The sequence below is a fragment of the Pseudomonas sp. D4-21 genome (assembly GCF_051132125.1).
In the GTDB taxonomy this organism is placed as follows: Bacteria; Pseudomonadota; Gammaproteobacteria; order Pseudomonadales; family Pseudomonadaceae; genus Aquipseudomonas.
In genome coordinates this window covers 2,633,577-2,659,003 of the sequence record NZ_CP071664.1, presented here as the reverse complement: position 1 = coordinate 2,659,003, position 25,427 = coordinate 2,633,577, and the positions used below count along the sequence as shown (strand labels likewise).

The window sequence follows — 25,427 nt, the reverse complement described above, 5'->3', positions numbered from 1 at the left end:
GCCATACCGGCGGGCGCGTCTTAAAACTTGAATAATCTGCGGGGGGTTTCCACCATGAGCGCGCGCAAGAGCGGCGCCGGGCATTGCAAAGCCCGCAACTGCCGGACAACGGTGTCGAAGCCCACGACGCCTTCATGTTGTGTATGTGGCCAATCGCTGCCCCACACCATCCGATGAGGGCCCAGGCTCTGCTCCAGCATCGCCAACGCGGAGCGGGCGAAGTCGAGATTTTCTCGATCCGTCCCCGCCAATCGGTAGATGCCCGAGACCTTCATCCAGACTTGCCCGCCGAGCCCCAACTCAAGCAGCTCGGCGAAACCCGGTTGGTCGAGGCCCAGACGGGCATCCGGACGACCGAAATGGTCGACCACCAGGCGGATGCCAAAAGGGATCAGTTGGCTGATCAACCCGGCCAGTTGGTCGATCGGCGCATGCAGTTCCACGTGCCAGTCCAACTCGGCAAGATGCGCCAGGAAGCCTTTCCACCTTGTCTCGCAAAAATCAGGCACGGCCTTGCCCATCAGGTTCAAGCGAACGCCGACCACCCCCAGCCGTGCCATTTCATTCAGCACGGTCCGGCTGATCTCGGGTTCCACCACCACAACGCCGCGCAGTTGCCCCGGTGCCTGCCGGAGGGCGGCCAGCAGGTAACGGTTATCGGTGCCGAGAAAGCTCGGCTGGACCAATACCCCATGGCTCAGGCCGTGGGAACGCAGGTGATCCAGGTATTGCGCAAGCGTGGCGTCATAATCCGGTGTGTAGCGCCGCACCGCAGCCAGCTCCAGTTCACGGCTGAACACATGGGCATGGCTGTCGATGCCGGTGATCGGCGTAGTGCAGGTATCAACCATTGGTCTTCATCTTTCAAAAATAAGCAGTGATCAGGCCCGGGCGCTCTCGGTGCCAGGCGCTCCGTCCGGTGCAGGCGGCGCCGTGGCCTCAAGGCTGCGGCCTCGGGTTTCCGGCAGGCAAAGCGCCGCAAGCACCGCTACGCCGTAGGCAATGCCGGCGTCGATACCGATGGCCGACCCCAGGGACATGGAGTCGCTCATATGACCAACCAGGAACGGAAACAGCGCCGAGAGGACCCGGCCGAAGTTGTAGCAAAAGCCGACACCGGCGCCGCGCACATCCGCCGGGTACAACTCGTTGAAAAACGCCCCGAGACTGGCCGGAATGCCGGCCGCGAAAAAGCCGAGGGGGAAACCCAGGAACAACATCTGGGTATTGGTCAGCGGCAGGAACACGTAGCACTGCACCGTCACGACGCAGCACAGCGCAAACAGCAGGATGTTCTTGCGCCGGCCGATGCGATCGATCAGCAGCCCGCTGACCACACAGCCACACCAGAAGGCGAAGATGATCACCGCCAGGTAGCCGCCGGAGTTGAGCACCGACAGGTTGCGTTCGGTCTTGAGGAACGTCGGCAGCCACGTCATCACCGCGTGGTAACCGCCGTGTGCCCCCAGCCCCAGCAAGCCACCGAACAATGTCACGCGAATCAACTCAGGGCGAAAGATACCGCCCAGGGACTTGAAAAAACTCTGGGGAATGGCCTGTTCCTTTTGCAGCCGTTGGAAGCTGTCCGGCTCCTCGACGTTGCGACGCACCCAGATGATCAGGAACGACGGCAGCAGGCCGACGATGAACATCACCCGCCAGGCCATGTCCTGCGGCACCAGGGAATAGATCAGCGTAAAGACGCCCACCGCCAACCCCCAGCCCACCGCCCAGGCACTCTGCACCGTGCCCATGACCTTGCCGCGGTATTTCGGATTGATCGTCTCGGCCATCAGCACCGCGCCGGCGGCCCATTCGCCACCGATCCCGAAGCCTTGCAGGGCCTTGACGATCAACAATTGATGGAAGCCAGTGACGAACGCCGACAGGAAGGTGAAGAACGAAAACCACAGGATCATCCACTGCAGCGTGCGCACCCGCCCGTAGCGATCCGACAGCGTCCCGCCCACCCAGCCACCCAGGGCCGAGGTCACCAGCGTGACCCCGCTGATCAGCCCCGCATCACCTTTGGACAAGGCGAACGCGGCGATCAGCGCCGGGATCGCCAGGCCGAACATCTGAACTTCCAGCGCGTCGAGGGACCATCCGCCGAAACAGGCCCAGAACGTCTTACGCTCCCGGGAGGTGATTTGCCGATACCAACTGAACATGATTTTTATCCTTGTAGGTGGAACGAAAGGCAGCCGAGCGCGAACCGTGCCGCTGCAAGGCCAGTCAGGAAAAACAAAAACGGCAAGGGCAGCGGTATTTGCTGCCGGACGATCCGCTAACCCGGTGAGGTCAACGAATCTCTACGCTGTAGCGGAAATGCTCGGCATGCCCGCGCGAACGTCGCCACTCCAGCGGGTTGCCCGCGTAATCACGGGCCAGGCGCTCGATTACCACCACCGGGCTATTGACCGGCACTTGCAACAAGCGGGCATGCACGTCGTTGACTGACTCGGCGGTGAGGGTTTCCTGCGCATAAGCGACAACCTGCCCGCAGGTCTCTTCATAGATGGGATAAAGCAACGGGCCTTTGTGGTTCAGGTCGATTTCCAGCAACGGCTGGAATCGGCTGCGAGGCAGCCAGATCTCTTCGGCGAGCACGGGCTCGACGTCCAGCAGACGCACCCGCACGATACGAATCACCGCCGCCTCCACTGGCAGCCCCAACGCCTGGGCCACGGCTGACGGCGCCGCCACCGGCTCTACCGACAAGATGCGGCTCTCTGGAACCCGGCGCTCCCCGGACGCGGACTGAAAACGGAAGAAACGAAACAACGACGACTGGAACTGGGGGCGACGAATGAAGGTGCCTCGGCCCTGCTGACGCTCCAGGACGCCTTCGCTGACCAACGCATCGATCGCCTTGCGCACCGTCCCGGTGGACAGTTGGTATTCGGCTGAAAGCGCCGCCTCGGTGGGAATCGCCTCCCCCGGACGCCAGCGATTGTTGGCAATCTGCTCGGCCAATTGGTCGCGCAAACGTTGATAGAGCGGCAAGCGGGCATCGCTGGGGAGTGGGTTCATCAGACGTTATCTACCTTGTTATCTAGTCATCTATATGAATTTAGGCGGAAGTATTCGCGCCCACGAATCTGTTGTCAAGAATGCTCGATTACCGCACGTCCCCTCGGACGGTCAGTGACAACGGCTGCCACGCCACGGGACATTCCTCGTGAATGGCTGGCGCTCTCGTAGTAAAGTCTGCAACCGATATCAGAACCCATTTTGAAAGACGTGAAGCCACCCGAACTTCGTTCGAACCAAGCCTCGCATCACGTCATTCGCCAGCCGCAGCGGTCATCGCATGATTGAAATCACCGAAGTCTCCATCGCCCAACTCCGGGCTGCGCTCGAATCCGGCCAGACCACGGCGGTCGAACTGGTCCAGGCCTACCTTGCCCGAATCGACGCCTACGACGGCCCCGAAACGCCCACGGCCCTCAACGCCGTGGTGGTTCGCAACCCCGACGCGCTGCAAGAGGCGAAGGCGTCGGATACCCGTCGGGCCAAGGGCCAGACACTGGGCCCGCTCGACGGCATTCCTTACACGGCCAAGGACAGTTACCTGGTGAAGGGCCTGACCGCTGCCTCTGGCAGCCCGGCCTTCAAGGACCTGGTTGCCTATCGCGACGCCTTCACCGTCGAGCGGCTGCGCGCCGCCGGGGCCATTTGCCTGGGCAAGACCAACATGCCGCCGATGGCGAACGGCGGCATGCAACGCGGCGTGTATGGCCGCGCCGAAAGCCCGTACAACGGTGACTACCTCACCGCGCCCTTTGCCTCCGGCTCGTCCAACGGTGCGGGCACCGCCACCGCCGCCAGCTTTGCCGCCTTTGGCCTCGCCGAAGAAACCTGGTCCAGCGGACGCGGCCCCGCGTCCAACAACGGGCTGTGCGCCTACACGCCTTCGCGGGGAGTGATCTCGGTGCGCGGCAATTGGCCGTTGACGCCAACCATGGACGTTGTCGTGCCCTTCGCCAGGACCATGGCCGACCTGCTCGAAGTGCTTGACGTGGTGGTGGCCAATGACCCCGACACCCGCGGAGACCTGTGGCGCCTGCAACCCTGGGTGCCGATTCCTTCCGTCGATTCCGTTCGTCCCGCGTCCTACCAAAGCCTTGCCGCCAAACCGCAGGTGCTGGCCGGCGTGCGCTTTGGGGTCCCGCGCATGTACATCAACGCCGACCCCGAGGCGGGCACGGCCGAAAAGCCAGGGATCGGTGGCCCGACCGGCCAGCGCATCATCACGCGCCCGTCGGTGATCGCTCTTTGGGAAGAAGCGCGCAAGGCTCTGCAAGCCCAAGGCGCCGAGGTGATCGAGGTGGATTTCCCGTTGGTATCCAACTGCGAGGGTGATCGCCCTGGCGCGCCGACCGTGTTCACCCGCGGCCTGGTGTCCAAGGAGTTCCTGCACCACGAATTGTGGGATCTATCGGCCTGGGCATTCGATGATTTCCTGCGGGCCAACGGTGATCCGAAACTCAATCGCCTGGCCGACGTCGACGGACCGCTGATTTTCCCCCACGACCCTGGCACCCTGCCCAACCGCGAGGACGACCTTGCCGCCGGCATGGACGAGTACGTGAAGATGGCCCAGCGCGGAATCACGCCGTGGGACCAGATTCCTACCTTGCCTGATGGCTTGCGAGGTCTCGAAGAGACGCGCCGGATCGACTTGGAAGATTGGATGGCGCGCCTGGGCCTCGATGCGGTGATCTTCCCCACGGTGGCCGACGTCGGCCCAGCGGACGCGGACGTCAATCCAGCCTCGGCCGACATCGCCTGGAGCAATGGGGTCTGGGTCGCCAACGGCAACCTCGCCATCCGCCATCTGGGCGTGCCCACCGTCACCGTGCCGATGGGCGTCATGGCAGACATCGGCATGCCTGTCGGTCTGACGTTCGCCGGCCGAGCCTATGACGATTCGAAGCTGTTGCAGCTGGCTTCGGCGTTCGAGTCGCTGGGATCGAAACGGATGATCCCGCCGCGGACTCCGCCGTTGTAACCACAACAGCACCGCCCTGGTAAAAGCAGGCCCACCCCGGTGAGGCCTGCGCCACCATTGCTTCAAGCTATCGGTTAATCAAAGCTTCCGACCGCCAGCCGGCCGATTTCGGGCCGCGCATAAAGAAATCCTTGCATCAACTCGATGCCCATCGCCAGCAGCGTAGCGCTCTCTTCTCGCGTCTCGACGCCCTCGGCAATGATGGTAATCCCCAGCCGGTTGGCGACCAGGATGATCCCCTCGACGATGGCACGCTTGACCGGATCGTGATCGATGCCTCGGGTCAGCGCCATGTCGATTTTCAGCACCTGGGGTTGGAACAGCGCCAACAGGTTGAGCCCTGAGTAGCCAGACCCGAAATCATCGATGGCCGTGGTGAAGCCCTGGCGCTCGTATTCCATGAAAATCGATTTCAAGTGATCCGGGTCGTCGACACGCTCGCCTTCCGTCACTTCGAACATCAGCCTGTCTGGCGGAAAGCCGGTCTGACGCGCAGCCTCCAGGGTTGCGCGAATGCAGGTTTCGGCCCGGTAAACGGCGTTGGGCAGGAAGTTGATGCTGAGCAGGCAACCGGGAATCTCCAGGATACCCAGCCGAGCGGCTTCTTCGATGGCCTTCACGCGACAGGCCTGGTCGAATCGGTAGCGGTTGCTGTCGTTCACCAGCCCCAGGATATGGCCGGCCGACTCACCCTTCAGGCCTCGGACCAACGCCTCGTACGCAAACGCCTGGCGCGTGCGGACATTGAAGATGGGTTGGAACGCCATGGTGAATTCGAACCCCAGCGCCTCGTGGTCACGACACTCGGCGCAGCCAAGGGACTTGAAGTTGGGATGGGAAGAAGATTGGGTCATGATCTGTGTTCCGTCGCGTCAGCGGGCGTCCCTGTGAAGCAGAAACTATAGGCAATACCCTTGAGTCGGCACGGGCGCGGCTTTCTGGAGTGCTGTCGGGTCCGTTATCGTATGACCGGTGGGTCAAATCAGGCGTTCATTCGATTGTCTGAACGTAATTAACAACGATTAACTCGCACCCGCGCGCGGCGTCACCAAAAATGGAGGCTCTCTGCAGACCTTCTAAAGCGGGACGCGCGCCCCAGAGCGCTGCACATCGACGTGCTTCCCGCTGGCACGGAATTCATGTCATGGCTCATCCATCGCTCAGCGCCGTCAGGACGCCCCTTACGCCGTTGCAAAAATCCAACCACGGCGGCCTTTCGCCCTGGCGTGAAAGCCTGGTCAAGAAAATGATCTTCGACGGCCTCGGTGAAACATTGGCAATAGCCCGGCTGGCCGAGGCGTGCGCGCTTTCCCGTAGTCACTTTTCCCGAGCGTTCAAGGCCAGCACCGGTCAGTCCCCTCAAGCCTGGATCCGGGGCCAGCGCATCATGCGCGCCAAGCGCCTGATGCAGACCACCGACCTGACCCTCACGCAAATCAGTCAGGAATGCGGTTTTTGCGACCAGGCGCACTTCTGCCACATCTTCACCCATAGCGAAGGCATCAGCCCGTTCGCCTGGCGATCCCGCATGCTGCGCACGTTACTGCACGCGGGAGAGCCTGGGTGATCGCGCGAGCCTCTGTTATCTGGAAATCATCCATGTCGCCTGTCACGAAAAACCTGATCGCCCCCGGGCAAGCGACGTTTACGCTGAAGCCGCTCTGGTTCCTCGCCCTGCTGACAGCAAACGCCCCAGCACTGGCGGCGCCCGGCCTCTTGGAAGGAGCGTCGCTGGAGGTACTGAGCCGCAACTTTTACCTCAACAGTGACTACCGGTCCCCTACCCCGGCGGGCCAAAGCTACAAGAAGGAATGGGCGCAAGGATTCATCGCCACGTTCGAGTCTGGCTTCACCCCCGGCATCCTCGGCGTAGGCATCGACGCCCACGGGTTCCTGGGCTTGAAACTGGACGGCGGCAAGGGCCACGCCGGAACGGGATTGCTGCCGCTGGACAGCGACGGCCGTAGCGAGGATCAATATTCCAGCGCCGGCGGCGCGCTGAAATTCAACCTGTCGCGAACCACCCTGGCACTGGGCGAAATGACCGTGGCGACGCCGGTATTCGACACTGCGGACAAACGCCTGCAACCGGAATACGCCAGCGGCGCACTCCTCACCAGTCGGGAGATCGACGGGGTCGATCTCCAGGCCGGTCATTTCAGCGCGTTCAAGAATCAGGATGCGTCCACCGCCAAGGGAGATTTTTCCGGCTACGGGGCAACCACCCGACACGCCAGCATCGATTTCATCGGTGCCGATCTTTTCAGCGGCCAGCGAGTGGGTGGCGCGCTCTACGCCTCCGAACTGAGCGACACCTGGCGTCAGTACTACGGCAATCTGCACGCAACCGCTGGCGACCTGTTCCTCGACGGCAACCTGTATTACACCCGCGACCACGGCCAGGCCAGTGCCGGGGCCATTGACAACACGGCATTCAGCCTCGCGGGTAAATACCGACGCGAGGCCCAGGCATTCACCCTGGCCTATCAGAAAGTCCGCGGCGACACGCCTTTCGACTTCGTCGGCGGCGACTCCATCTACTTGGCCAATTCGATCAAATATGCCGACTTCAATGGCCCGGGCGAACGCTCCTGGCAGGCACGCTACGACCTTGACCTGGGCGCCATGGGCGTTCCCGGCCTGAGCTTCATGGCCCGCTACGTGACGGGGCGCGGGATAGATGGCAGCCATGCTCCCCGGGGCGGCGCCTACAACCCGTACGACGGCAACATCGGCAACTACGTCCCGCAGCAGGGAGACGGCGGCCGACATTGGGAACGCGACATCGACCTGCGCTATCTCGTGCCGTCAGGCCCGGCCAAGGACTTGTCGTTGCAGCTGTCCCACGTCACCCATCGCGCCAACAGCGCCCAGGCCGGCGATGACATCGACAGGCTGTACATCGTCATCCAGTACCCACTCAAACTGGGCCCGTTCTGAAAGCGCAAAAAACCGGTCGAACAGTGTTTCCGCTTAGTAAGTCATGGAGGTTGCCCGGGACGACGATCCGCCCCGGGCTTGGGATCATGGCTTGCGGGTTACACGCCAGACCGTGTTCGCCAGGTCGTCGGCGATGATCAAGGCACCCCGAGGATCGACCGTCACACCCACTGGCCGCCCCCGGGTCTTGCCATCGGACCCGCGAAAGCCAGTCGCGAAATCCACCGGCTCACCGGCGGGCCGCCCGTTGCTGAACGGCACGAAGATCACCTTGTAGCCCACAGGCTGGTCACGGTTCCAACTGCCGTGCTCACCCACGAACGCCCCTTCGGCGAACTGTTCGCCCATGGCCGGAATGGAAAAATCGACACCCAGGGCGGCGACGTGGGACCCCAGGCTGTAGTCGGGCTTGACCGCAGCGGCGACTTTTTGCGGATCCTGCGGCTGCGCCCGTGGATCGACGTTCTGCCCCCAATAGCTATAGGGCCACCCATAGAACGCGCCTTCGCGCACGGAAGTCAGGTAATCCGGCACCAGGTCCGGCCCTAACTCGTCCCGCTCGTTGACCACCGCCCACAACTGCCCGGAACCAGGTTCGACCTTCAACGCCGTCGGGTTGCGCAGGCCGGTCGCATAAGGCTTGTGGGCGCCCGTCTCGGCGTCGATCTGCCAGACCATCGCTCGGTCGATCTCGACTTCCATGCCACGCTCGGTGACGTTGCTGTTGGAACCGATACCGACATACAGCGAGCGCCCGTCGGGGCTGATGGCCAACGCCTTGGTCCAGTGATGGTTGATCGCCGACGGTAGATCAGTGACCTTGACGGGCGCCCCGCTGGCCTTGGTCTGGCCCTCCTGGTAGTCGAAGCGGACCAGCGCATCCTGGTTCGCCACGTACAGCTTGCCGTCGGCAAACGCCAGCCCATAGGGCGCGTTGAGGTTTTCGGCGAAGACAGTCTTGAGCTCGTAAGTGCCATCGCCATCGGCGTCGCGCAACAGGGTCAGGCGGTTACCGCCCTTGACCTGCGTGTTGCCCTTCGCCTTGATGACGCTGGCGATCACATCTTTGGGCTTCAACTTCGGTGCATTTCCGCCTCTGCCTTCGGCCACCAGGATATCGCCGTTGGGCAAGACGAGGGTCTGGCGCGGTATTTTCAGGTCGGTGGCGATGGCGGTGATGTCGTAGCCTTGCGGCACCGTAGGCTTCTGGTCACCCCAAGCCACCGGCTCGGCGATTTTCATGCTGGGCAGGAGGCTACGCTGGGGCTCCGGCAACTTCGGGTCCGGACCGCGCGCTTGCGTAGCGTCCCCTTCGCCTCCGCAACCGCTCAACAGCAGGGCCATGCTCAAGGCCGTCAATGGGATGCGAGAGTTCATTGCTCACCTCCCGAACGCAGGTTGGTCAGCCCGACCCATGCCGCCACGCAGGCCAGCAAGGTCACGACGACGGACAATGCCAGGCCCTGGGGCATCGCGGCCCAGGCGTCTTTGGCGTGCTCGAAGGCGTTGATCAGCCCCAGCACCCAGGTGACGAGCAACAACAGGAAATAGCCTACCGGACGACCGGCCTTGTGGTCCGCGCGAATCAGATTGACCAGCGCGAACACCAACGCCAGCCCACAAAACAGCAACCCACCGGCAATCAACCAGGAGGCGAAATTGCTCCATTGGATCTGGTAGGTCTTGTAGTAAGCGATGTCGCTGAGCAGGCCCCCGAGAAACAGTGGAACCGTGCCGGCAAGCAGGACCGCATGGAGCGGTCCCGGCGTGCTTCGGTAGATAGGATGGGCGGTAACGGTCATGACAACTCCTTTTCGGTCGCGGTGATACGCCTTGGAAAAGGATCGTGTCGGGAGCGCGTTAGTTCCGACATTTTTACTCGCAGGCAGACCGTCTACCCGAACTGTTCCGGGGCCGCGACGCCCAAGAGTTGCAGTTGCGCAAAGGGCTCGTCACCTGAAGCGAAGATAAAGTTCTTGTCGCTCAGTTGCGCTGCCACATTCCCCTCCAGGGTGACCTCGAATCGGCGCCCCTCGTCATCGGCCTCATAGCTTTTCAGGTAGGTCCGCTGGCCGTCTTCACTGACGACCGCTTGCAGCGTTTTGTTATAGCCGCTCCAGAACTCGGTGAAGCCCAACGCCGACACGTCGATCTTGTCCGTGAGCGGATCGAAGTCGATGATCCGATCCTGGAAATTGCCGTCGGCCGTGCGAAAGCTGTCATCGAGAGCATCGAAGCGGAAAACATCCCAACCCTCGCCGCCGCTGAGCACGTCGCGTCCCAGCCCGCCGTCGATGACATCGTGCCCATTGCCGCCCGAAACGACATCGTTACCGGCGCCGGCGACAATCTGGTCACCGACCACCGAACCCATCAGTCGGTCGGCTGACTCGGTCCCCTGGATCAGGTGCGGCGCGAATACCACGTTGGTTTCATCGAGGGCCTGAGCCACGTCGCCATCCAGGACCAATTCGAAACGATGCCCCCGCCCGTCCGCGTCGAAGCTTTTCAGATAGGTTCGCGTTCCGGCCTCGTTGACGTGCACCGCCAGGGTTCCATCCAATCCGTTGCCGAACCCGCTGAACCCCAGCGACGTCAAATCGATCCGATCCAGATCGGCGTCGAAGTCGACGATTCGATCGCTGACGGCCTGGTTGTCGGTGCGGTAACTGTCGCCGATCGTACTGACCCGGAAGACATCGGCACCGGCTCCGCCCTCCAGCACGTCCCGTTGCCCAGCGCCATCAAGCAAGTCGGCACCGTCATGGCCGCTGAGTCGTTCCGGGACATAGGTGCCTGACAGGACGTCATCGCCCCGCCCTCCATCGATGCCCGGCAACACACCGTCAAGTGCGCCGAAGGTGGTATCGAGCGTACCATCAGGGTTGAGCCGGATAAGGCTGAAATCAGCGTTGCCGAAATAGGTGCTCTGCCCCGCCACCAGGATTTTCCCGTCCGCCAGAACGGTAATGTCCCGAGCCATGTCCCGATCACCGGTCAGGTCGATCACCGCGACGCCAGCGTTGCCGAAACTTGTGTCCAGAGTGCCGTCCTGGTTCAGCCTGATGATCTTGAAATCAAAACCGCTGCCATTTTGTTCGCCGCCACCGGCCAACAGGATCTTGCCATCGGCCTGGACGGTGACCGAGGCTGCAAGGCCCGCCACCTGCGTATCGACCAGGCCGTCCGTGCCGAAACTGCTGTCCAGGCTGCCGTCTGCATTCAAGCGCGCGACCACCATCTCGCCGTTGTAACCCGGCACCAGCAATTTGCCATCCGCTTGCAGGGTGAATCCGTACCCTTCCAGCGCGCCCATGTTCGGGATATTGAATTGGATGGCGTTGCCGCCATTGAAGGTCGAGTCAAGCGTTCCGTCGGCATTGAGGCGACTGACCGAAAACAGACTCTCGTAGCTGTCCTGATTCGACACCAGGATCTTGCCGTCAGGCTGTACCGTGGCACTGGCATAATCGCCCCAGGACCCCGGCACGATGGCCTTACCGTTGACACCAAACCCCTGGTCCACCGTGCCGTCGGTATTGAGCCGGATCATGGCGATGCCGGACGTGAATTGTGGGTAGACGAGCAGATACTTCCCGTCTGGCTGCACGGCCGCACTGTAGCCTTCCCCTGGGAAAATATCGTGAGGGAGCTGCGTCTTGCCGTCGTCGCTGAAGGTCGTATCGAGGGTGCCGTCGGCATTGAAGCGCATCAGGGAGGTCCGGTAGCCTTCGTACTCCCAATCCTTTTCTACCTTTGTCATGCCCGCCAGCCATATCGTGCCGTCCGGGGCCACCGCGATTTTCTTGGTGTCGTTGTAGCCGTCAAGGTCGACGAAGGTCTTCCCGGTGCCTGCTCGTGGGGCCAATCCTGCATTGCTGTGTGCGTTGTCCATGCTGAACCTCATGTGTCGATGAGACACTCCAGAAAATTTTCGCACCTTACAAAATAGCCATTCATGGCGGCTTCGCCAGTCTTGGATCCCATCAGCGCAACGCAGCGCCGTGCTTTTCCAAGCCTTACACCTTCATCATCAACTCGCCTTGGGCATCCGCTTCGCCATGGAGCAACTCGATCACCCAGTCGATAAACACCCGCACCCGGGGCGACAGTTGCCGATGGGGCGGATAGACCACCGAAATCGGCCATGACGGCACTGGATGTTCCGTCAACACTTGCACCAAGCGCCCTTCTGCCAACTGCCGCTGCACGTGATAACGCGGCGCCTGAATCAAGCCGAGTCCCGCTTCGCAGGCCGTCACGTAGGCGTCGGCATTGTTGACGGTCAGTTCCGAAGGCATGTTCAGCTCTCGCACCTGCCCCGCTGCCTCGAACTCGAACGGAAAAAAACGTCCATTGCCGGACGCGAAGCCAACGGCGCGGTGCCCGGACAATTCTTCAGGTCGCCGTGGCGTGCCCTCGCGAGCCAGGTACTGCGGGCTGGCGCAGGTCACTTGATGCAGCCGCACGATCGGCCGCGCCACCAGCGCCTGGTCGACGATATTGCCGGCCCGGATGGCGCAATCGACCCCCTCGCGTTGCAGATGTACTTGCCGATCATGGAAACCAAGGTCCAGTTGCAACTGCGGATAGCGTCGATAGAAGTCCGCCAGGTTCGGCACGATCCAAGTGCAGCCGAAGGCGATCGGCATGTCCACGCGCAAGGTGCCCCGGGGTTGGCTCCGTTGCGTGGAGAGCGAGTTTTCCAGGTCGTCCAGTTCTTCCAACAAGTGGCCGCAGCGCTGGTAATAGGCTTCGCCGTCGAGGGTGGCACGCACTTGCCGGGTGGTGCGCTGCAACAACTGCACGCCCAAGTGGCTTTCCAACTGCTGGATCAACAAGCTGACGGTGGCCCTGGGCAGCCCCAGGTCATCGGCCGCCCTGCCAAAACCGCCCAGCTCGACGATGCGTCGGAACACTTGCATTGCCTGTAATCGGTCCATTATTCGGCTCACTGTTTAGAAATCACGAATAGTTAAACCAAAATCACCAGCTTTATCCATTAAACCAATTTAAGGAGACTGATCTCGTCATCTCAACCCAAAGGAACACTCTTATGATCACCCGCCAACTTGGCCATCAAGGCCCACACGTCAGCGCCATCGGCTTGGGCTGCATGGGCATGTCGGATTTCTACACCACCGGCGCGGATGAACGAGAGGCAATCGCTACGCTCCACCGCGCCGTGGAACTGGGCGTAACACACTTCGACACCGCGGACATGTACGGGCCGCACACCAACGAGCAATTGGTGGGACGGGCGTTGCGCGGCAAGCGCGATGGGATTTTTCTGGCGAGCAAGTTCGGCCTGGTTCGCAGCGACGATCCACATGCCCGGGGCGTCGATGGTCGCCCGGAGTACGTCCGGCAATCGATCGACGGCAGCCTCAAGCGCCTCGGAACCGATTACCTGGATCTTTACTATCAACACCGAATCGACCCTCAGGTGCCGGTGGAAGAAACGATTGGCGCCATGGCCGAATTGGTCAAGGCCGGCAAGGTTCGCCACATCGGCATTTCGGAAGCCAGCGCCGAGACAATCGAGCGGGCCCATGCCGTGCATCCCCTGGCGGCGGTGCAAAGCGAATATTCGTTGTGGTCCAGGGAGCCGGAACACAACGGCGTGCTCGAAACCTGCCGACGCCTGGGAATCGCTTTTGTCGCCTACAGCCCGTTGGGGCGTGGTTTCCTGACGGGCGAGTTGAAGACGCCGGAGGACTTTGCCGCCGACGACTATCGGCGCTTCAATCCGCGTTTCGAGGCCGACAACTTCTATCGCAACCTCGCCCTGGTCGAACGAGTCCGGGCCATGGCCGAGGACAAGCACATCAGCGCCGCGCAACTGGCCTTGGGCTGGGTACTGGCCCAGGGAAGCAATGTCACCGCGATCCCGGGCACCAAGCAGCGTCGATACCTGGAAAGCAACGTCGCCGCCGCCAGCGTTTTCCTGAGCAGCGATGACTTGAATCATCTGGACGCCATTTTCGCCCCCGAAGGCGCCGTGGCCGGCGAGCGCTACAGTGCCGAGGTGATGACCTTGCTCGACGGCTGATCCTCACACCCACCGTGGCGAGGGAGCTTGCTCCCGCTCGGCTGCGCAGCAGTCGCAAACAGCCGACGCGGTCTACCCGAAGACTGCCGGGGACGGCTTCGCCGGCCAGCGGGAGCAAGCTCCCTCGCCACGGGTTATTCGATAGATGGAGTCATCGCGATGCGAGCGATTCTTGCTTACTGGAGATCCTCTGCTATGACTTAACCCCGTCACTTTCAGTATGTGAGGCAAGGGAATGTCAGCCGCCAAGAAAATGAGCGTGGGGCAACTCACCATGCTGACTGCCGTCAACATGCTGGGATCCGGCATTGTCCTGTTACCCACCAAGCTCGCCGAAGTCGGCGGCATCTCCATCCTGTCCTGGTTGATCACCGCCACGGGCTCCCTGGCGCTGGCCTACGCGTTCGCCCGCTGCGGCATGCTCAGTCGAAAGACCGGCGGCATGGGCGGATACGCCGAATACACCTTTGGCAAATCCGGCAACTACATCACCAACTACACCTATGGCCTATCGCTGCTGATTGCCAACGTGGCGATCAGCATCACGGCCGTCGGCTATATCCAGACGCTTTTCAGCATCCAGCTCGACTCGCTGCAAGTCGGCCTGGCAACCATCGCCTTGTTGTGGCTGACCACCTTCGCCAATTTCGGCGGCGCAAGCGTTACCGGCAAGATCGGCGCCGTGACCGTATGGGGCGTCATTGCCCCGGTGGTGCTGGTGTCGACCCTTGGTTGGTTCTGGTTCGACAGCAGTGTCTATGCGGCCGGTTGGAACCCTCACGACAAACCCTGGTACGAAGCGGCTGGCGCATCGGTGGCAATCACGCTCTGGGCCTTCCTGGGCCTGGAGTCGGCGTGCGCCAACGGTGACGCGGTGGAGAACCCCGAGAAGAACGTGCCGATCGCCGTTCTCGGCGGGACGCTCGGCGCCGCTGTGATCTACATCGTCTCGACCAACGTCATCGCCGGTATCGTCGACAACGCCGAGCTGGTGTCCTCCACCGCGCCGTTCGGCCTGGTGTTCGCCAAGATGTTCACGCCCCTGGTGGGCAACATCGTCATGGGGCTGATGGTGCTGGCGTGCGTCGGCTCCCTGCTCGGTTGGCAGTTCACCGTCGCCCAGGTGTTCAAGAGTTCGGCGGACACGGGTTACTTCTTGCCGATCTTCGCCAAGGCCAACAAGCATGGCGTGCCGATCATCAGCATGTTGATCCTGCTGGCGATGCAGACGGCGATGGCGCTGCTGACCATCAGTCCCGACCTCGCCAAGCAGTTCGATACGCTGGTGAACCTCGCCGTGGTGACCAACCTGGTGCCGTACATTCTCTCCATGGCGACGCTGGTGACCCTGCAGAAGGTTTCCAATGTCCCGGCGAACAAGGCTCTGGTCACCAATATCGTCGCAGGCATCGCCGCGGCCTACAGTTACCTGGCGCTCTACAGCTCGGGCGAACAAGCGCTGATGCTCGGCGGCGTGGCGGTCATCGTCGGCTACACGCTGTTCGGTTACGTCAATACCCGCCTGATCCGCCTGGAGGCCATGAACAACAGCGTACCGACCCAGACCGTCGCGGCGCAGCACATCGTTGGCGAGCCCATTCCCGTCAACCACTTGAAGCCGGCTAACCTGGAGGCATTGCCATGACGGAACATCGAAATCTATTGGGGATGCTGGCCCTGCTCGTCTCCAACGCACCCGACAAGCGCAGCGTATTCGGCCGGGCCCTGATCCAGCTGATCAGTGACGTAGAGGATCGCGCCGTCAGTGTGCTGACTTCCGAGACCCTGAGCGATGCCAAGTCGATCCTCAGTTCCGACCCGGCCATCCAGTGCGTGCTGCTCAGCTGGGAAATAGACACCAGCGAAGACCATCGCGAATGCATCGACCTGCTGACCGCCCTGCGCGAGCGCAACACCCGCGTGCCGGTGTTCCTGATCAGTGATCGCAGCACCGCGTCCAACGTGCCGTTGATCGTCATGCAACACGCCGACGACTTCATCTGGCTGCCCGAGGACACCAGCCGGTTCCTGAGCGGGCGGATCCTGGCGGCGATCGAACGTTATCGCCAGGCAGTGTTGCCACCGATGTTCGGCGCCCTGCTGAAATTTGCCCGCAGCTACGAATATTCATGGCACACGCCGGGCCACGCCGGCGGCACGGCCTTTCTGAAAAGCACGGCGGGCCGGGCATTCTATGAATTCTTCGGGGAAAACCTGCTGCGCTCGGACCTGTCCATCTCCGTCGGCGAGCTGGGTTCGCTGCTCGACCACAGCGGCCCCATCGGGCAAGGCGAGCGTTATGCCGCCAAGGTCTTCGGCGCCCATCGCACCTACTACGTCACCAACGGGTCATCGATGTCCAACCGCGTGATCCTGATGGCCAGCGTGACGCGGGACCAGATCGCCTTGTGCGACCGCAACTGTCACAAATCCGCCGAGCATGCGATGACGCTGTCCGGGGCAATTCCGACCTACCTGGTGCCGACTCGCAACCGCTTCGGCATCATCGGCCCGATCCTGCCGCAGACCCTCAGCGCCGAGGGCGTGAAGGCCGCCATAGCCAGCAATCCGTTGGTCAAGAGCGACATCGACCCGACACCCGTGCACGCGATTATCACCAATTCCACCTACGACGGCCTGACCTACAACGTCACCCGCGTCGAGGAACTGTTGGGGCAAAGCGTCGATCGCTTGCACTTCGACGAAGCCTGGTATGGCTACGCGCGCTTCAACCCGCTGTACAAGGACCGCTTTGCGATGCACGGCAGCCCGGACGACCACGACCCGTCGAAACCGACCGTGTTCGCCACCCAGTCCACTCACAAGCTGCTGGCTGCGCTGTCCCAGGCGTCGATGATCCACGTGCGCAATGGCCGTAATCCGATTCCCCACGGGCGCTTCAACGAGTCGTACATGATGCACGCCTCGACCTCGCCCAACTACGCGATCATGGCCTCGTGCGATGTCAGCTCGGCGATGATGGAGGCGCCCAGCGGGCAGATCCTCACCAGCGAGGCGATCGAAGAAGCTGTCGCCTTCCGGCAGGTCATTTCCCATATGCAGAGCGAGATGTTCAGTCACGACGATTGGTTCTTCTCGTGCTGGCAGCCGCCGATGGTGCAAGTGGACGGGCAGTCGATCGCCTTCCATGAGGTCGATCCAGCGCGGCTCAAGGCCGATCCTGGTTGCTGGGTGCTGCACCCCAATGAGGTCTGGCACGGCTTCGGCGACATTGAAGACGGCTACTGCATGCTCGATCCGATCAAGGTCTCGATCCTGAGCCCTGGCATGGGCGACGACGGGAATCTGCTGGACTTTGGCATCCCGGCCTGTGTACTCAGCGCCTACCTGGGCACGCAAGGCATCGTGGTGGAAAAAACCACCGACTTCACCATCCTGTTCCTGTTTTCCATCGGCATCACCAAAGGCAAATGGGGCACCCTGGTGAACGCCCTGCTCGACTTCAAGCGTGACTACGACGCCAACCTCGAACTGGAGCTGTGCCTGCCCGACCTGTTGAGCGCCAACCAACAGCGCTATGCCGGCATGGGGCTCAAGGACCTGGCCGAAGAGATCTTCGCCGCCATGAAAAAAACCAAGACCACCGCAGCCATGGCCAAGGCTTTCGGCACGCTGCCGCAAGCGCAGTTCAGCCCCGTGGAGGCCTACGAAAAACTGGTCAGAAACGAAATCGAGCAGGTGACGCTGGACGAGGCCGCCGGTCGGATCGCGGCAACGGGGATCGTGCCGTATCCACCGGGCATCCCCCTGTTGATGCCAGGGGAAAATGCTGGCCCATCAGACGGACCCTTGCTGGCTTACCTGAAGGCTCTGGAGAGTTTTGACCGGTCATTCCCTGGCTTCACCCATGACACCCATGGGATCGAAAATGACGGCGGCGTCTATCGGTTGCTGGTGTTGAAACAGGACGCGACGGACCGTTAGCCGATTGGATCGGGGACGTCATCGAGATTCGCTGGGCTCACGCCAGCAGCTCGTTGATCCACCGCACCTGCCGCGCGACGTCTTGTACTTTTTCTTCAGCCACGGCCTGCTGCGCCTGGGTGAAATTGGCCAGGGTCTTGTGCTTGAGGCGCAGCATGCGTTGCCACTTGGCCAGGAATACCGGGCTGCGGGCCTGCATTTGCAGCGGGCCGAAGTACAGCTCCTCGGCGCTGTACATCACCGGCCCGTCACGCTCGGCGACGATGATTTCGTAGTAGAAGCGGTTTTCCCGCAATACGTCTTCGCACAGGATGCGGTAGTCGTTGTCCATCAGCCATTGGCGCAAGGGCTGTTCGCCGCCATTGGGCTGGAGGATCAGGCGTTCCCGACCGCTCAGGCGACACTTGCCACTGTCAAGAATGTCGCGAATCGTCTCGCCGCCCATGCCGCACAGACTGATCGCCGTGATGCCGTCCGCCGGTTCGATCGCCGCCAGGCCGTCGGCCAGGCGCACGCTGATCCATTCGTCCAGGCCGCTTTCACGCACGGTGCGCTCAGCCGCGCGGAACGGCGTCAACGCCACCTCTACCGCCACCGCCGCCGCGATCACCCCACGCTTGATCAACGCCACCGGGAGGTAGCCATGGTCCGAGCCGATATCGGCCAGGCGCGCCCCTGTCGGCACGAGCCCCGCCACGCGTTCAAGGCGCATGGACAATGTCTGTTCGTTCAAGCGTTCAATCCTGTTTTGCGTTGCTTATGCGGCCGCTGTCTTGGCGGGGCGCCCACTTTATCAGCGATGGAATGTAAAAGTTGCTACCGGCCACGCTTGCGACAATGAGCTGAGGCATTGCTCGCATAACGAAGCAGCCGCCGATGCCCGGCACGTGTTTGGGTCTATGCTTGTCTTGGGTTCGCCAGCAACAGCGAACCGTTGATCAGGAGAACACGTGAAGTATTCGATGCCTGCCGCAGTGCTGCTCAGCCTGTTGCTCGGCCCGGCGACCGCACACGGGCAATATCAGGTCGTCACCGAGGAATGGGCACCCTACAACTATGTGGAGAACCATCGGCTCACCGGCATGACCACGGAAATCGTCCGGGCCATCATGGCGCTGACTGGCGATCATTTCGAGATGTCGGTGCAACCCAGCATGCGCGCCACGCAGATCCTGAAGAACCGGCCCAAGACCATCATGTATTCGCTGTTCCGCACACCGGAGCGTGAGCCATTGTACAAATGGGTCGGCCCGATCGTTGAGGAATCCATCCACGCCTACCAACTGGCCGGCTCGCCGCCGATCAACTCTCTCGAACAACTGCTGCGCGCTCCGCAGATCACCACGCGGCACGCGGGCCTGGTGCCGCAGACGTTGCAATCGCTGGGTTTCAATAACCTGGACAAAAGTGCGACCGAAAGCAGGCTGCTGTACCGCATGCTGCTTGCCGGACGAACCAGCATCATCGTCGGCGACACCGCGGCCGGAGTGGCGTATTACAGCCGCCAATTGGACATCGCGCCGGGCACCCTGCGCAAGATTCCCATCGAGCTTTACCGCTCGTCGCTGTACATCGCCTTCAGCACCGACAGTGACGACGAACTGATCACCGCTTGGAGCAACGCGCTGGAGCAACTGCGCCGGTCCGGCGAATTGGCGCGTATCCAGCAACGCTATGAGCAGCCTCCCCAGCCCTGAAGCAACGCGCCTGAGTCACGGCTCGCCGGCGATGCGTCTCACCCTGTGGCAATCCCCCGGTTGCAATTTCTGGCCGCTCAATGCGCGGACCTCGATGGGCATCAACGGCTCGCCAGAGGCGTTGTCCAACAGCACCGACCGCGTCTCGTGCTCGGCGAACAAAAAACGTTCGCCCCACTGCCGCAGGCTGATCACGATTGGAAAGATTTCCTGGCCTTTTTCCGTCAGGACATATTCCTTGTAGGCGCTTGCGTCCGATGCGGGCTGCACGCGCAATACACCGACTTGAACCAGGCCTTTGAGGCGCGATGCGAGGATGTTCTTGGCAACGCCCAGGCTCTTCTGGAATTCGCTGAAGCGGCGAATGCCGTCGAAGGCATCGCGGATGATCATGAGCGACCAGCGGTCACCGATGATTTCCAGTGTTCGGGCTACCGGGCATTCGCTGTTGGGCGATGGGGTGTTTTCTGACATTGGGTTTCCTGTTTGCTGACGCTGGGGGGTAGCTCCACCAAACTAGTTGCAAATTAAAACCCATTCAAGCAAAAATCCAATCCGGTTTTTAATTGCAACCAGATTGGAAGGCGCACATGACCGCACCCATCTTCCCAAGCCAAGGCCTGTCCCCAGCCCTCACATCCCTGTTATCCATCACCTGCGCACTGGCCGTCGCCAACGTCTACTTCGCCCAACCCCTCCTAGCCTCGATGGCCGAGAGCCTGGGTGTCGCTCCCGCCTCGATCGGCATCGTGGTCACGGCCACCCAGCTTGGATACGCATTGGGCTTGCTCTTTATCGTCCCGCTGGGCGACAGGGTCGACGGCAAACGGCTGATCCTGACCCTGGTGACGTTGTCCGTGATTGCATTGGCGGCCGTCGGCGCATCCCAGCATTGGCTCATCCTCCTGGGCGCCATGATCACCACGGGCCTGCTCGCGGTCGTCGTCCAAGTGCTGGTGGCCTATGCAGCCGTGCTATCGGCACCGTCCCGACGAGGCCAGACCGTCGGCACCCTCACCAGCGCAGTCGTGATGGGCATACTTCTGGCGCGATTCATCTCGGGGTTCATCGCCGACCTCGCCGGCTGGCGTGCGGTTTATTTTGTGTCGTCGGGACTGATGCTGATCATCGCGACGGTGTTCTGGAAAGTGGCACCCACCACGGCGTCACCGGGAAATCGGCAGCCCTATCCAGCCCTGATCCGCTCGCTGTTCCAACTGTTCATGACCGAACCGCTGTTACGAATCAGGGGGCTGTTCGCGCTGCTGATCTTCGCCGCGTTTTCCGTCCTCTGGACCGCCATGGTCCTGCCGTTGAGTGCCCCGCCATTGTCGCTTTCCCACACCGCCATCGGCCTGTTTGGCCTGGCCGGGGTTGCCGGCGCGCTGGCGGCTCGCAGAGCCGGTCGCTGGGCCGATCGAGGACTGGGGCAACGCGTGACGGGTCTTTCGCTGGGTCTGCTGGTGCTCTCATGGTTGCCCATCTCCTTCGCCGAAAGCTCCCTGATCGCCCTGGTCTTCGGCGTGGTCCTGCTCGACTTTGCCGTACAAGCCGTGCATGTCACCAACCAGAGCCTCATCCTCGCCGCACGTCCCGACGCGCAAAGCCGCATGGTCGGCGCCTACATGTGTTTCTATTCGATCGGCAGCGCACTGGGTGCCGCCGCCGCGACCCAGGTCTATGCGCTATGGGGCTGGGCCGCGGTCAGTTGGCTGGGTGGGTCGATCAGTGTTGTAGCGTTGGGTTTGTGGGGCGTTTCGATTCATCGGGGCGGGTGCGCTGAACAGAAATCGGCGTGATCGATAACTTGTGCGCGGCGAGCTGCGAGGCGCTTTCGATCAAGGCACCGACTCACCCGTCACAAATGCTACAGTCGCGCTCCAATATTCGAGGGAACGCCATGCGCATCATCGGAGCGGCTCTAACCATCGCACTGCTGACCGGCTGCGCAACGGCCAACGAAACCTTTGGCCCCGGGTCGCTCTGCGGTGTGCAGCCTTATTGCGGTACGTATTTCGATTATCAGGTGCTCAAGGAAGCGGCGACGGAGGATAACGCGACGTACGCCAGTGCGTTTGCGCCGCTCGCGGCCATCGATCTGCCCCTCAGTTTTGTCGCCGATACGCTTATCCTGCCCTACACCCTCTTTCACATAAGGCCGGCGGAAGAATAGCCGTCGCCTCCTCCTGTTCTTACAGTCGAAAGCGCTGCTGGATCGCTTTGCCCAACAGGTCTACCGCTTCATCGGCGTGTGAGGCCTGGGAGCGCACGAACACCACTTCATGATCGGGCACCACCGGCAAACCCTCGAGGATGCGCATGTTCTCCGTCACCCGGGCGCGGTCGATCAGGCTGATTCCCAGTCCGGCTTCCACGCATGCCTTGATGGCCTGGTTCGAGGGGCTCTCCAGGACGATTCGCACCTTGCGCCCGCTTTGCCGCAGCGCCTGCAGCATGACTTGGCGGTAAGGGCATTGCGCCGCATGCACGGCCAGCGGGAGCGGGTCCGTCGCGCTCGGCGCCCCATGGGTCGCGCCTACCCAAACCGGCGTGGTGGTGACCAGGATCTGGCCCGCCGCCTCAGGCTGGTCCATTGGCTGGGTGAGTACGGCGGCCTGCAGTTTTGCACGTTGGACATACTCGCGCAGCGCATAGCTGGGTGCGGTCTTGAGTTCGAGGACCACGTTTGGCCAGGCTGCGGTGAATGTCGGCAGAATGTCGCGAATGACATGATCGGCGTATTCGTCCGGCACGCCCAGGGTGACGCGCCCCGCCAGCCGTGTCCCGTGTAGGTCGGCGAGCACGCGGTCATGGGTCGCGAGCAGCTCCGTGGTGGACACGAGCAGGCGCTTGCCCAGGGCGGTCAGGGAAACCGACTGATTGTCACGGTCCAGCAAACGGCCCCCGGCGACTGCTTCCAATCGTTGGATGTGCACGCTCACCGCTGCCGGGCTCTTGTGGAGCTGCTGCGCCGCGCCGCTGAACTTGCCCAGGCGCGCGACTGCATGAAACGTCCGGATCAGTTCGATATCCAGTATGGCTGTCATGATTCAACCTTTTTAAACCAGTGCTGCACGATATTTTGATTTATTAGATTAGTCGGCTTTCGTAGCCTGTGACCATGAACCCGACCAAATCGATCACCCGCTCGTTGCCGCCCAGTGCGTATTGGCTGATTCCGTTGCCCTTGCTCGAAGCGGCATTACTCGTGGCCTGGAGCTCCGGCTTCGTCGGCGCGCGATTCTCCATCGATTACGCCCCGCCGCTGCTTGTGGTGTTCTGGCGTTGCGTGCTGGTCACGCTCCTGCTGTTTCCTTTCGTCGTCCGGCAACTGAGGCGTACCGCCCTCGTCACCCTCCTGAAAAACGCCGGTATCGGACTGCTGGCGATGGCGGGTTACCTGGCTGGTATTACCCAGGGCATTGCCTGGGGTGTGCCCGCTGGCCTGGCCGCCTTGTTCGCCGACTTGTTGCCGATGGGCCTGGCGCTGATGGCCGCGGGTATCCTGGGGCAGCGCATGGCGCCGCGGGTCTGGGCAGGTTTGTTCATAGGCCTGACGGGCGTTGCCCTGGGCACCCATGGCGCGCTCGGGTGGGGCAGCGCGCCGTTGTGGGTCTACGGGCTGCCACTGCTGGGCATGTTGTCGCTCGCTGCGGCGACACTCTGGCAAAAACACCTGCCAGCCTCGCAATCCATGGGGCTGCTACCGAACCTCTGGTTGCAATGTTGTGTCTCGGGCCTGGCCTTTGCCCTGATCGAAGGCGTGCAAGGCAGTCTGGCGCCGATACCCAGTACCGGGTTCGCCCTGAGCGTCATATGGACGGCCGGACTGTCGACGATGGGCGGCTATGGACTCTACTGGCTATGCCTGCGCCGGGCCTCGGCGACCCGGGTCGCCAGCGTCCTCTACCTGAGCCCGCCCATTACCATGGTGTGGGCCTGGGTGATGTTCGACGAGCCGCTGTCTTGGCAGATGGCGCTGGGGATGGCGGTGTCTGCTGTCGGGATCGGGTTGGTTGTGCGCGATGAGGCTCGTCAGGCTCGGGGTCAATCGAATCCAAGCGGGACTAGCCAAAATAGGAAAACACAGCGTATTGGAAATCGTTGAAGCGAAAAGAACCCACTTCCTTCATACCCATTTTCTGATGCGCACGAAGCGACGGGGCGTTATCCGTGCGAATGAAAAGAACGCCCTCGCGCTTGGGGGCGAGTCGCTTGAGCTCGTCGAACATTCGTTGGGCCAAGCCCTTGCCGCGCTCCTCTTCCCCTACGCAAATAGGCCCATAGATGTATGCATCCGAGGTTCCCCCGTACGAAGAAAACATGGCCTGGACGATGGGAAGATCCAGGTTCATCGCACGAGGAGTCGCCATCAGGAAACCGGTGACCTGGCCATTACGACGCGCGACGATCAACGGCATATTCCTCATCATGGCTTTTACGCGGGTTCGCGGGAGGCTGGCAGAAAGCGATCCTCCCCGATCCATCTGGTTCTTAGCCTGGAGGGCCAGGATACCGGTCAGGTCCGCTTGCTTGGCCCTACCAACTACGGTTTCAGCACTGGTCATTTGAGGTTTCCCTTCGCTGCGTTAAATGACTGCTTTTACCGCATACGAAAAAGCATAGTACATTCCAGGCATCTCGAAGTTTGTCTCAGCAGATGTCATTTGCCAGAATTCAGTACCGGAAGAAAACCAAAAAAGCGCCCCATGACCATCACCATTCGTCTCGCACATCCAGATGATGCGCCGTTCCTGCCCGACGTTGAAAAATCCGCCGCCCGGGCATTCAGTACCATAGAAGCTCTGAGCTGGGTGGTTGATTCAGCGCCCATGCCTGTCGAGCGTCACCAGCGGATTATTGCGTTGTCGACGTGCTGGGTGGCCGTCAACCACCGGGACTTGCCTCAAGGTTTGTTAAGCGCAGAACGGTATGACGAAGCGCTTCATGTGCACGAGTTATCCGTCATGCAATCCGAGCAAAGGCAAGGGATTGGCCGTCGATTGATGGAAATCGCGATGGCCCACGCGCGCGCCAAGGGGCTGCTAGCCATTACCTTGACTACTTTCAAGAACGTACCGTGGAACGCACCATTCTACGCCCGACTGGGTTTCGAACAGTTGCCCGAAGCCACGCTGGCCCCGCGCCTGGCCGCCATCCTGGCAGAGGAATACCGTCGCGGCTTCGCACCGGGCAGCCGTTGCGCCATGTCATGGCGGGTGTGCTGAGTCGGGATACGCTGGATAGGTCAACTTCAGCCCAGAGTTTTGTGCCGCTGGATTCAACACGGCTTGAGTCGCCTTGTCTTTGTCCAGTATATGGAAGACGTCGACATCACGGAGCAACAGATAATCGGTGATGATCCTGCGATGGCAACGCCACCAGAGCGCTTCCGCGCACATGATTGCGCATTTGAGAGTCTGGCCGTGTACCAAAAGATGATCCAGGCCCGCCTCGAACTCATCCGACAACGCGTAATCCGCGTAATTGTGAAAACTGCGGTTTTCCCAGAACCCATTGACCTCATCGGCAACGATCCTGGATTTTTTTCGCAGCCCACCCAACTGCCGTATTTGCTCATGCTTGAGCCCGTACCGTTCCAAAAGCGCGGGAAGCGTATCGAGGTTGTACTGGGGATTCGTGCGCGATCTTGGAACAGTCCTCACGTCGACAATCATCTCGACACCGAAGCTCTTCACGATGTCAACGAATTGCTCAAGGGTTCGGGTTGAATGGCCGATTGTGTAGAAGCTGGGTTTTTCCATGACGCATCCGAATT

At 61.6% G+C, this 25,427-nt stretch carries 24 protein-coding genes; 11 read left to right on the top strand and 13 right to left on the bottom strand.

All coding sequences use genetic code 11. The features are described 5' to 3' along the window. Nucleotides 1–20: 20 nt before the first annotated feature. The 3 genes from J3Q04_RS11950 to J3Q04_RS11940 form a co-directional block, all read right to left on the bottom strand. Nucleotides 21–851, bottom strand: coding sequence for an amidohydrolase family protein (locus J3Q04_RS11950; protein ID WP_434605934.1), 831 nt, complete (start codon nt 849–851; stop codon nt 21–23). A gap of 30 nt (nt 852–881) precedes the next feature. Further along, nucleotides 882–2,171 carry an MFS transporter gene (locus tag J3Q04_RS11945; protein WP_434605936.1) on the bottom strand — a complete coding sequence of 430 codons (1,290 nt, stop codon included), beginning with the start codon at nt 2,169–2,171 and terminating at the stop codon, nt 882–884. Between the two features lie 130 nt (nt 2,172–2,301). After that, a complete protein-coding gene (locus J3Q04_RS11940) occupies nt 2,302–3,033 on the bottom strand; it encodes a GntR family transcriptional regulator (RefSeq protein WP_420763790.1) in 732 nt (243 codons plus the stop codon). Nucleotides 3,034–3,313: 280 nt separating this feature from the next. Here J3Q04_RS11940 and J3Q04_RS11935 point away from each other — a divergent pair, with 280 nt between their 5' ends. Beyond that, nucleotides 3,314–5,014 carry an amidase gene (locus J3Q04_RS11935; RefSeq protein ID WP_434605938.1) on the top strand — a complete coding sequence of 567 codons (1,701 nt, stop codon included), beginning with the start codon at nt 3,314–3,316 and terminating at the stop codon, nt 5,012–5,014. Between the two features lie 74 nt (nt 5,015–5,088). Here J3Q04_RS11935 and J3Q04_RS11930 read toward each other — a convergent pair whose 3' ends face one another. Next, entirely contained in the window at nt 5,089–5,868 is a 780-nt protein-coding gene (locus tag J3Q04_RS11930; RefSeq protein WP_434605940.1) for an EAL domain-containing protein, read from the bottom strand. A 290-nt stretch (nt 5,869–6,158) separates the two neighbouring features. Between J3Q04_RS11930 and J3Q04_RS11925 the strand changes: the two genes are divergently transcribed. Then, the gene (locus J3Q04_RS11925; protein ID WP_434605942.1) at nt 6,159–6,581 is read left to right on the top strand and encodes an AraC family transcriptional regulator; all 423 of its coding nucleotides are present in this window, start codon (nt 6,159–6,161) and stop codon (nt 6,579–6,581) included. 32 nt (nt 6,582–6,613) lie between these two features. Further along, nucleotides 6,614–7,954, top strand: a complete 1,341-nt coding sequence (locus J3Q04_RS11920; protein WP_434605944.1) for an OprD family porin — start codon at nt 6,614–6,616, stop codon at nt 7,952–7,954. 84 nt (nt 7,955–8,038) lie between these two features. Here J3Q04_RS11920 and J3Q04_RS11915 read toward each other — a convergent pair whose 3' ends face one another. From J3Q04_RS11915 to J3Q04_RS11900, 4 genes are all read right to left on the bottom strand, one after another. Beyond that, nucleotides 8,039–9,331 carry a PQQ-dependent sugar dehydrogenase gene (locus tag J3Q04_RS11915; RefSeq protein ID WP_434605946.1) on the bottom strand — a complete coding sequence of 431 codons (1,293 nt, stop codon included), beginning with the start codon at nt 9,329–9,331 and terminating at the stop codon, nt 8,039–8,041. Next, complete coding sequence (locus tag J3Q04_RS11910; RefSeq protein WP_420763786.1) at nt 9,328–9,756, bottom strand: DUF2231 domain-containing protein; 429 nt, start codon at nt 9,754–9,756, stop codon at nt 9,328–9,330. Before J3Q04_RS11910 ends, J3Q04_RS11915 begins: the two co-directional genes overlap by 4 nt. A gap of 92 nt (nt 9,757–9,848) precedes the next feature. Continuing rightward, nucleotides 9,849–11,849: a M10 family metallopeptidase C-terminal domain-containing protein gene (locus J3Q04_RS11905; RefSeq protein WP_420763785.1), complete on the bottom strand. Its 2,001-nt coding sequence runs from the start codon at nt 11,847–11,849 to the stop codon at nt 9,849–9,851. Between the two features lie 124 nt (nt 11,850–11,973). Continuing rightward, a complete protein-coding gene (locus tag J3Q04_RS11900; protein WP_434605948.1) occupies nt 11,974–12,897 on the bottom strand; it encodes a LysR family transcriptional regulator in 924 nt (307 codons plus the stop codon). Nucleotides 12,898–13,010: 113 nt separating this feature from the next. On the opposite strand from J3Q04_RS11900, the gene J3Q04_RS11895 reads away from it, so the two are divergent. The 3 genes from J3Q04_RS11895 (at nt 13,011) to J3Q04_RS11885 (ending at nt 17,951) form a co-directional block, all read left to right on the top strand. After that, nucleotides 13,011–14,006 (top strand): aldo/keto reductase, encoded by a 996-nt coding sequence (locus J3Q04_RS11895; RefSeq protein ID WP_434605950.1) that lies wholly within the window; start codon nt 13,011–13,013, stop codon nt 14,004–14,006. Between the two features lie 235 nt (nt 14,007–14,241). Beyond that, a complete protein-coding gene (gene potE, locus J3Q04_RS11890; RefSeq protein WP_420763782.1) occupies nt 14,242–15,651 on the top strand; it encodes a putrescine-ornithine antiporter in 1,410 nt (469 codons plus the stop codon). Further along, on the top strand, nt 15,648–17,951 hold the full coding sequence (locus tag J3Q04_RS11885; protein ID WP_434605952.1) for an Orn/Lys/Arg decarboxylase N-terminal domain-containing protein: 2,304 nt from the start codon (nt 15,648–15,650) through the stop codon (nt 17,949–17,951). The genes potE and J3Q04_RS11885 overlap by 4 nt, the downstream gene beginning before the upstream one ends. A 37-nt stretch (nt 17,952–17,988) precedes the next feature. On the opposite strand, the gene J3Q04_RS11880 is transcribed toward J3Q04_RS11885, so the two are convergent. Continuing rightward, nucleotides 17,989–18,684, bottom strand: coding sequence for a tRNA (adenine(22)-N(1))-methyltransferase (locus J3Q04_RS11880; RefSeq protein WP_434605954.1), 696 nt, complete (start codon nt 18,682–18,684; stop codon nt 17,989–17,991). A 217-nt stretch (nt 18,685–18,901) separates the two neighbouring features. Between J3Q04_RS11880 and J3Q04_RS11875 the strand changes: the two genes are divergently transcribed. Further along, nucleotides 18,902–19,648, top strand: a complete 747-nt coding sequence (locus J3Q04_RS11875) for a substrate-binding periplasmic protein (protein WP_434605956.1) — start codon at nt 18,902–18,904, stop codon at nt 19,646–19,648. Between the two features lie 15 nt (nt 19,649–19,663). Here the strand turns inward: J3Q04_RS11875 and J3Q04_RS11870 are convergent, their stop codons facing one another. Beyond that, a complete protein-coding gene (locus tag J3Q04_RS11870) occupies nt 19,664–20,122 on the bottom strand; it encodes a winged helix-turn-helix transcriptional regulator (protein WP_420763778.1) in 459 nt (152 codons plus the stop codon). Nucleotides 20,123–20,238: 116 nt separating this feature from the next. Here J3Q04_RS11870 and J3Q04_RS11865 point away from each other — a divergent pair, with 116 nt between their 5' ends. Together J3Q04_RS11865 and J3Q04_RS11860 are read left to right on the top strand one after the other, a co-directional pair. After that, nucleotides 20,239–21,447 carry an MFS transporter gene (locus J3Q04_RS11865; protein WP_434605958.1) on the top strand — a complete coding sequence of 403 codons (1,209 nt, stop codon included), beginning with the start codon at nt 20,239–20,241 and terminating at the stop codon, nt 21,445–21,447. Next, the gene (locus tag J3Q04_RS11860) at nt 21,444–21,821 is read left to right on the top strand and encodes a YceK/YidQ family lipoprotein (protein WP_434605960.1); all 378 of its coding nucleotides are present in this window, start codon (nt 21,444–21,446) and stop codon (nt 21,819–21,821) included. Before J3Q04_RS11865 ends, J3Q04_RS11860 begins: the two co-directional genes overlap by 4 nt. Nucleotides 21,822–21,840: 19 nt before the next feature. On the opposite strand, the gene J3Q04_RS11855 is transcribed toward J3Q04_RS11860, so the two are convergent. Continuing rightward, nucleotides 21,841–22,695, bottom strand: a complete 855-nt coding sequence (locus J3Q04_RS11855) for a LysR family transcriptional regulator (protein ID WP_434559087.1) — start codon at nt 22,693–22,695, stop codon at nt 21,841–21,843. A gap of 74 nt (nt 22,696–22,769) precedes the next feature. On the opposite strand from J3Q04_RS11855, the gene J3Q04_RS11850 reads away from it, so the two are divergent. Continuing rightward, on the top strand, nt 22,770–23,756 hold the full coding sequence (locus J3Q04_RS11850; protein WP_434605962.1) for a DMT family transporter: 987 nt from the start codon (nt 22,770–22,772) through the stop codon (nt 23,754–23,756). Here the strand turns inward: J3Q04_RS11850 and J3Q04_RS11845 are convergent. After that, complete coding sequence (locus J3Q04_RS11845) at nt 23,716–24,216, bottom strand: GNAT family N-acetyltransferase (RefSeq protein WP_434605964.1); 501 nt, start codon at nt 24,214–24,216, stop codon at nt 23,716–23,718. The two genes, J3Q04_RS11850 and J3Q04_RS11845, sit on opposite strands and share 41 nt — an antisense overlap. 141 nt (nt 24,217–24,357) lie before the next feature. Between J3Q04_RS11845 and J3Q04_RS11840 the strand changes: the two genes are divergently transcribed. Next, a complete protein-coding gene (locus J3Q04_RS11840) occupies nt 24,358–24,876 on the top strand; it encodes a GNAT family N-acetyltransferase (RefSeq protein ID WP_434605966.1) in 519 nt (172 codons plus the stop codon). On the opposite strand, the gene J3Q04_RS11835 is transcribed toward J3Q04_RS11840, so the two are convergent. After that, nucleotides 24,859–25,413 carry a DUF488 domain-containing protein gene (locus J3Q04_RS11835; protein WP_434605968.1) on the bottom strand — a complete coding sequence of 185 codons (555 nt, stop codon included), beginning with the start codon at nt 25,411–25,413 and terminating at the stop codon, nt 24,859–24,861. The two genes, J3Q04_RS11840 and J3Q04_RS11835, sit on opposite strands and share 18 nt — an antisense overlap. Between the last annotated feature and the right edge of the window lie 14 nt (nt 25,414–25,427).

Excerpts from the sequence above, each read along its gene's own strand:
- J3Q04_RS11950 (WP_434605934.1), bottom strand. The coding sequence starts at position 851 with ATGGTTGATACCTGCACTACGCCGATCACCGGCATCGACAGCCATGCC.
- J3Q04_RS11945 (WP_434605936.1), bottom strand. The coding sequence starts at position 2,171 with ATGTTCAGTTGGTATCGGCAAATCACCTCCCGGGAGCGTAAGACGTTC.
- J3Q04_RS11940 (WP_420763790.1), bottom strand. The coding sequence starts at position 3,033 with ATGAACCCACTCCCCAGCGATGCCCGCTTGCCGCTCTATCAACGTTTG.
- J3Q04_RS11935 (WP_434605938.1), top strand. The coding sequence starts at position 3,314 with ATGATTGAAATCACCGAAGTCTCCATCGCCCAACTCCGGGCTGCGCTC.
- J3Q04_RS11930 (WP_434605940.1), bottom strand. The coding sequence starts at position 5,868 with ATGACCCAATCTTCTTCCCATCCCAACTTCAAGTCCCTTGGCTGCGCC.
- J3Q04_RS11925 (WP_434605942.1), top strand. The coding sequence starts at position 6,159 with ATGGCTCATCCATCGCTCAGCGCCGTCAGGACGCCCCTTACGCCGTTG.
- J3Q04_RS11920 (WP_434605944.1), top strand. The coding sequence starts at position 6,614 with ATGTCGCCTGTCACGAAAAACCTGATCGCCCCCGGGCAAGCGACGTTT.
- J3Q04_RS11915 (WP_434605946.1), bottom strand. The coding sequence starts at position 9,331 with ATGAACTCTCGCATCCCATTGACGGCCTTGAGCATGGCCCTGCTGTTG.
- J3Q04_RS11910 (WP_420763786.1), bottom strand. The coding sequence starts at position 9,756 with ATGACCGTTACCGCCCATCCTATCTACCGAAGCACGCCGGGACCGCTC.
- J3Q04_RS11905 (WP_420763785.1), bottom strand. The coding sequence starts at position 11,849 with ATGGACAACGCACACAGCAATGCAGGATTGGCCCCACGAGCAGGCACC.
- J3Q04_RS11900 (WP_434605948.1), bottom strand. The coding sequence starts at position 12,897 with ATGGACCGATTACAGGCAATGCAAGTGTTCCGACGCATCGTCGAGCTG.
- J3Q04_RS11895 (WP_434605950.1), top strand. The coding sequence starts at position 13,011 with ATGATCACCCGCCAACTTGGCCATCAAGGCCCACACGTCAGCGCCATC.
- potE (WP_420763782.1), top strand. The coding sequence starts at position 14,242 with ATGTCAGCCGCCAAGAAAATGAGCGTGGGGCAACTCACCATGCTGACT.
- J3Q04_RS11885 (WP_434605952.1), top strand. The coding sequence starts at position 15,648 with ATGACGGAACATCGAAATCTATTGGGGATGCTGGCCCTGCTCGTCTCC.
- J3Q04_RS11870 (WP_420763778.1), bottom strand. The coding sequence starts at position 20,122 with ATGTCAGAAAACACCCCATCGCCCAACAGCGAATGCCCGGTAGCCCGA.
- J3Q04_RS11865 (WP_434605958.1), top strand. The coding sequence starts at position 20,239 with ATGACCGCACCCATCTTCCCAAGCCAAGGCCTGTCCCCAGCCCTCACA.
- J3Q04_RS11855 (WP_434559087.1), bottom strand. The coding sequence starts at position 22,695 with ATGACAGCCATACTGGATATCGAACTGATCCGGACGTTTCATGCAGTC.
- J3Q04_RS11850 (WP_434605962.1), top strand. The coding sequence starts at position 22,770 with ATGAACCCGACCAAATCGATCACCCGCTCGTTGCCGCCCAGTGCGTAT.
- J3Q04_RS11845 (WP_434605964.1), bottom strand. The coding sequence starts at position 24,216 with ATGACCAGTGCTGAAACCGTAGTTGGTAGGGCCAAGCAAGCGGACCTG.
- J3Q04_RS11840 (WP_434605966.1), top strand. The coding sequence starts at position 24,358 with ATGACCATCACCATTCGTCTCGCACATCCAGATGATGCGCCGTTCCTG.
- J3Q04_RS11835 (WP_434605968.1), bottom strand. The coding sequence starts at position 25,413 with ATGGAAAAACCCAGCTTCTACACAATCGGCCATTCAACCCGAACCCTT.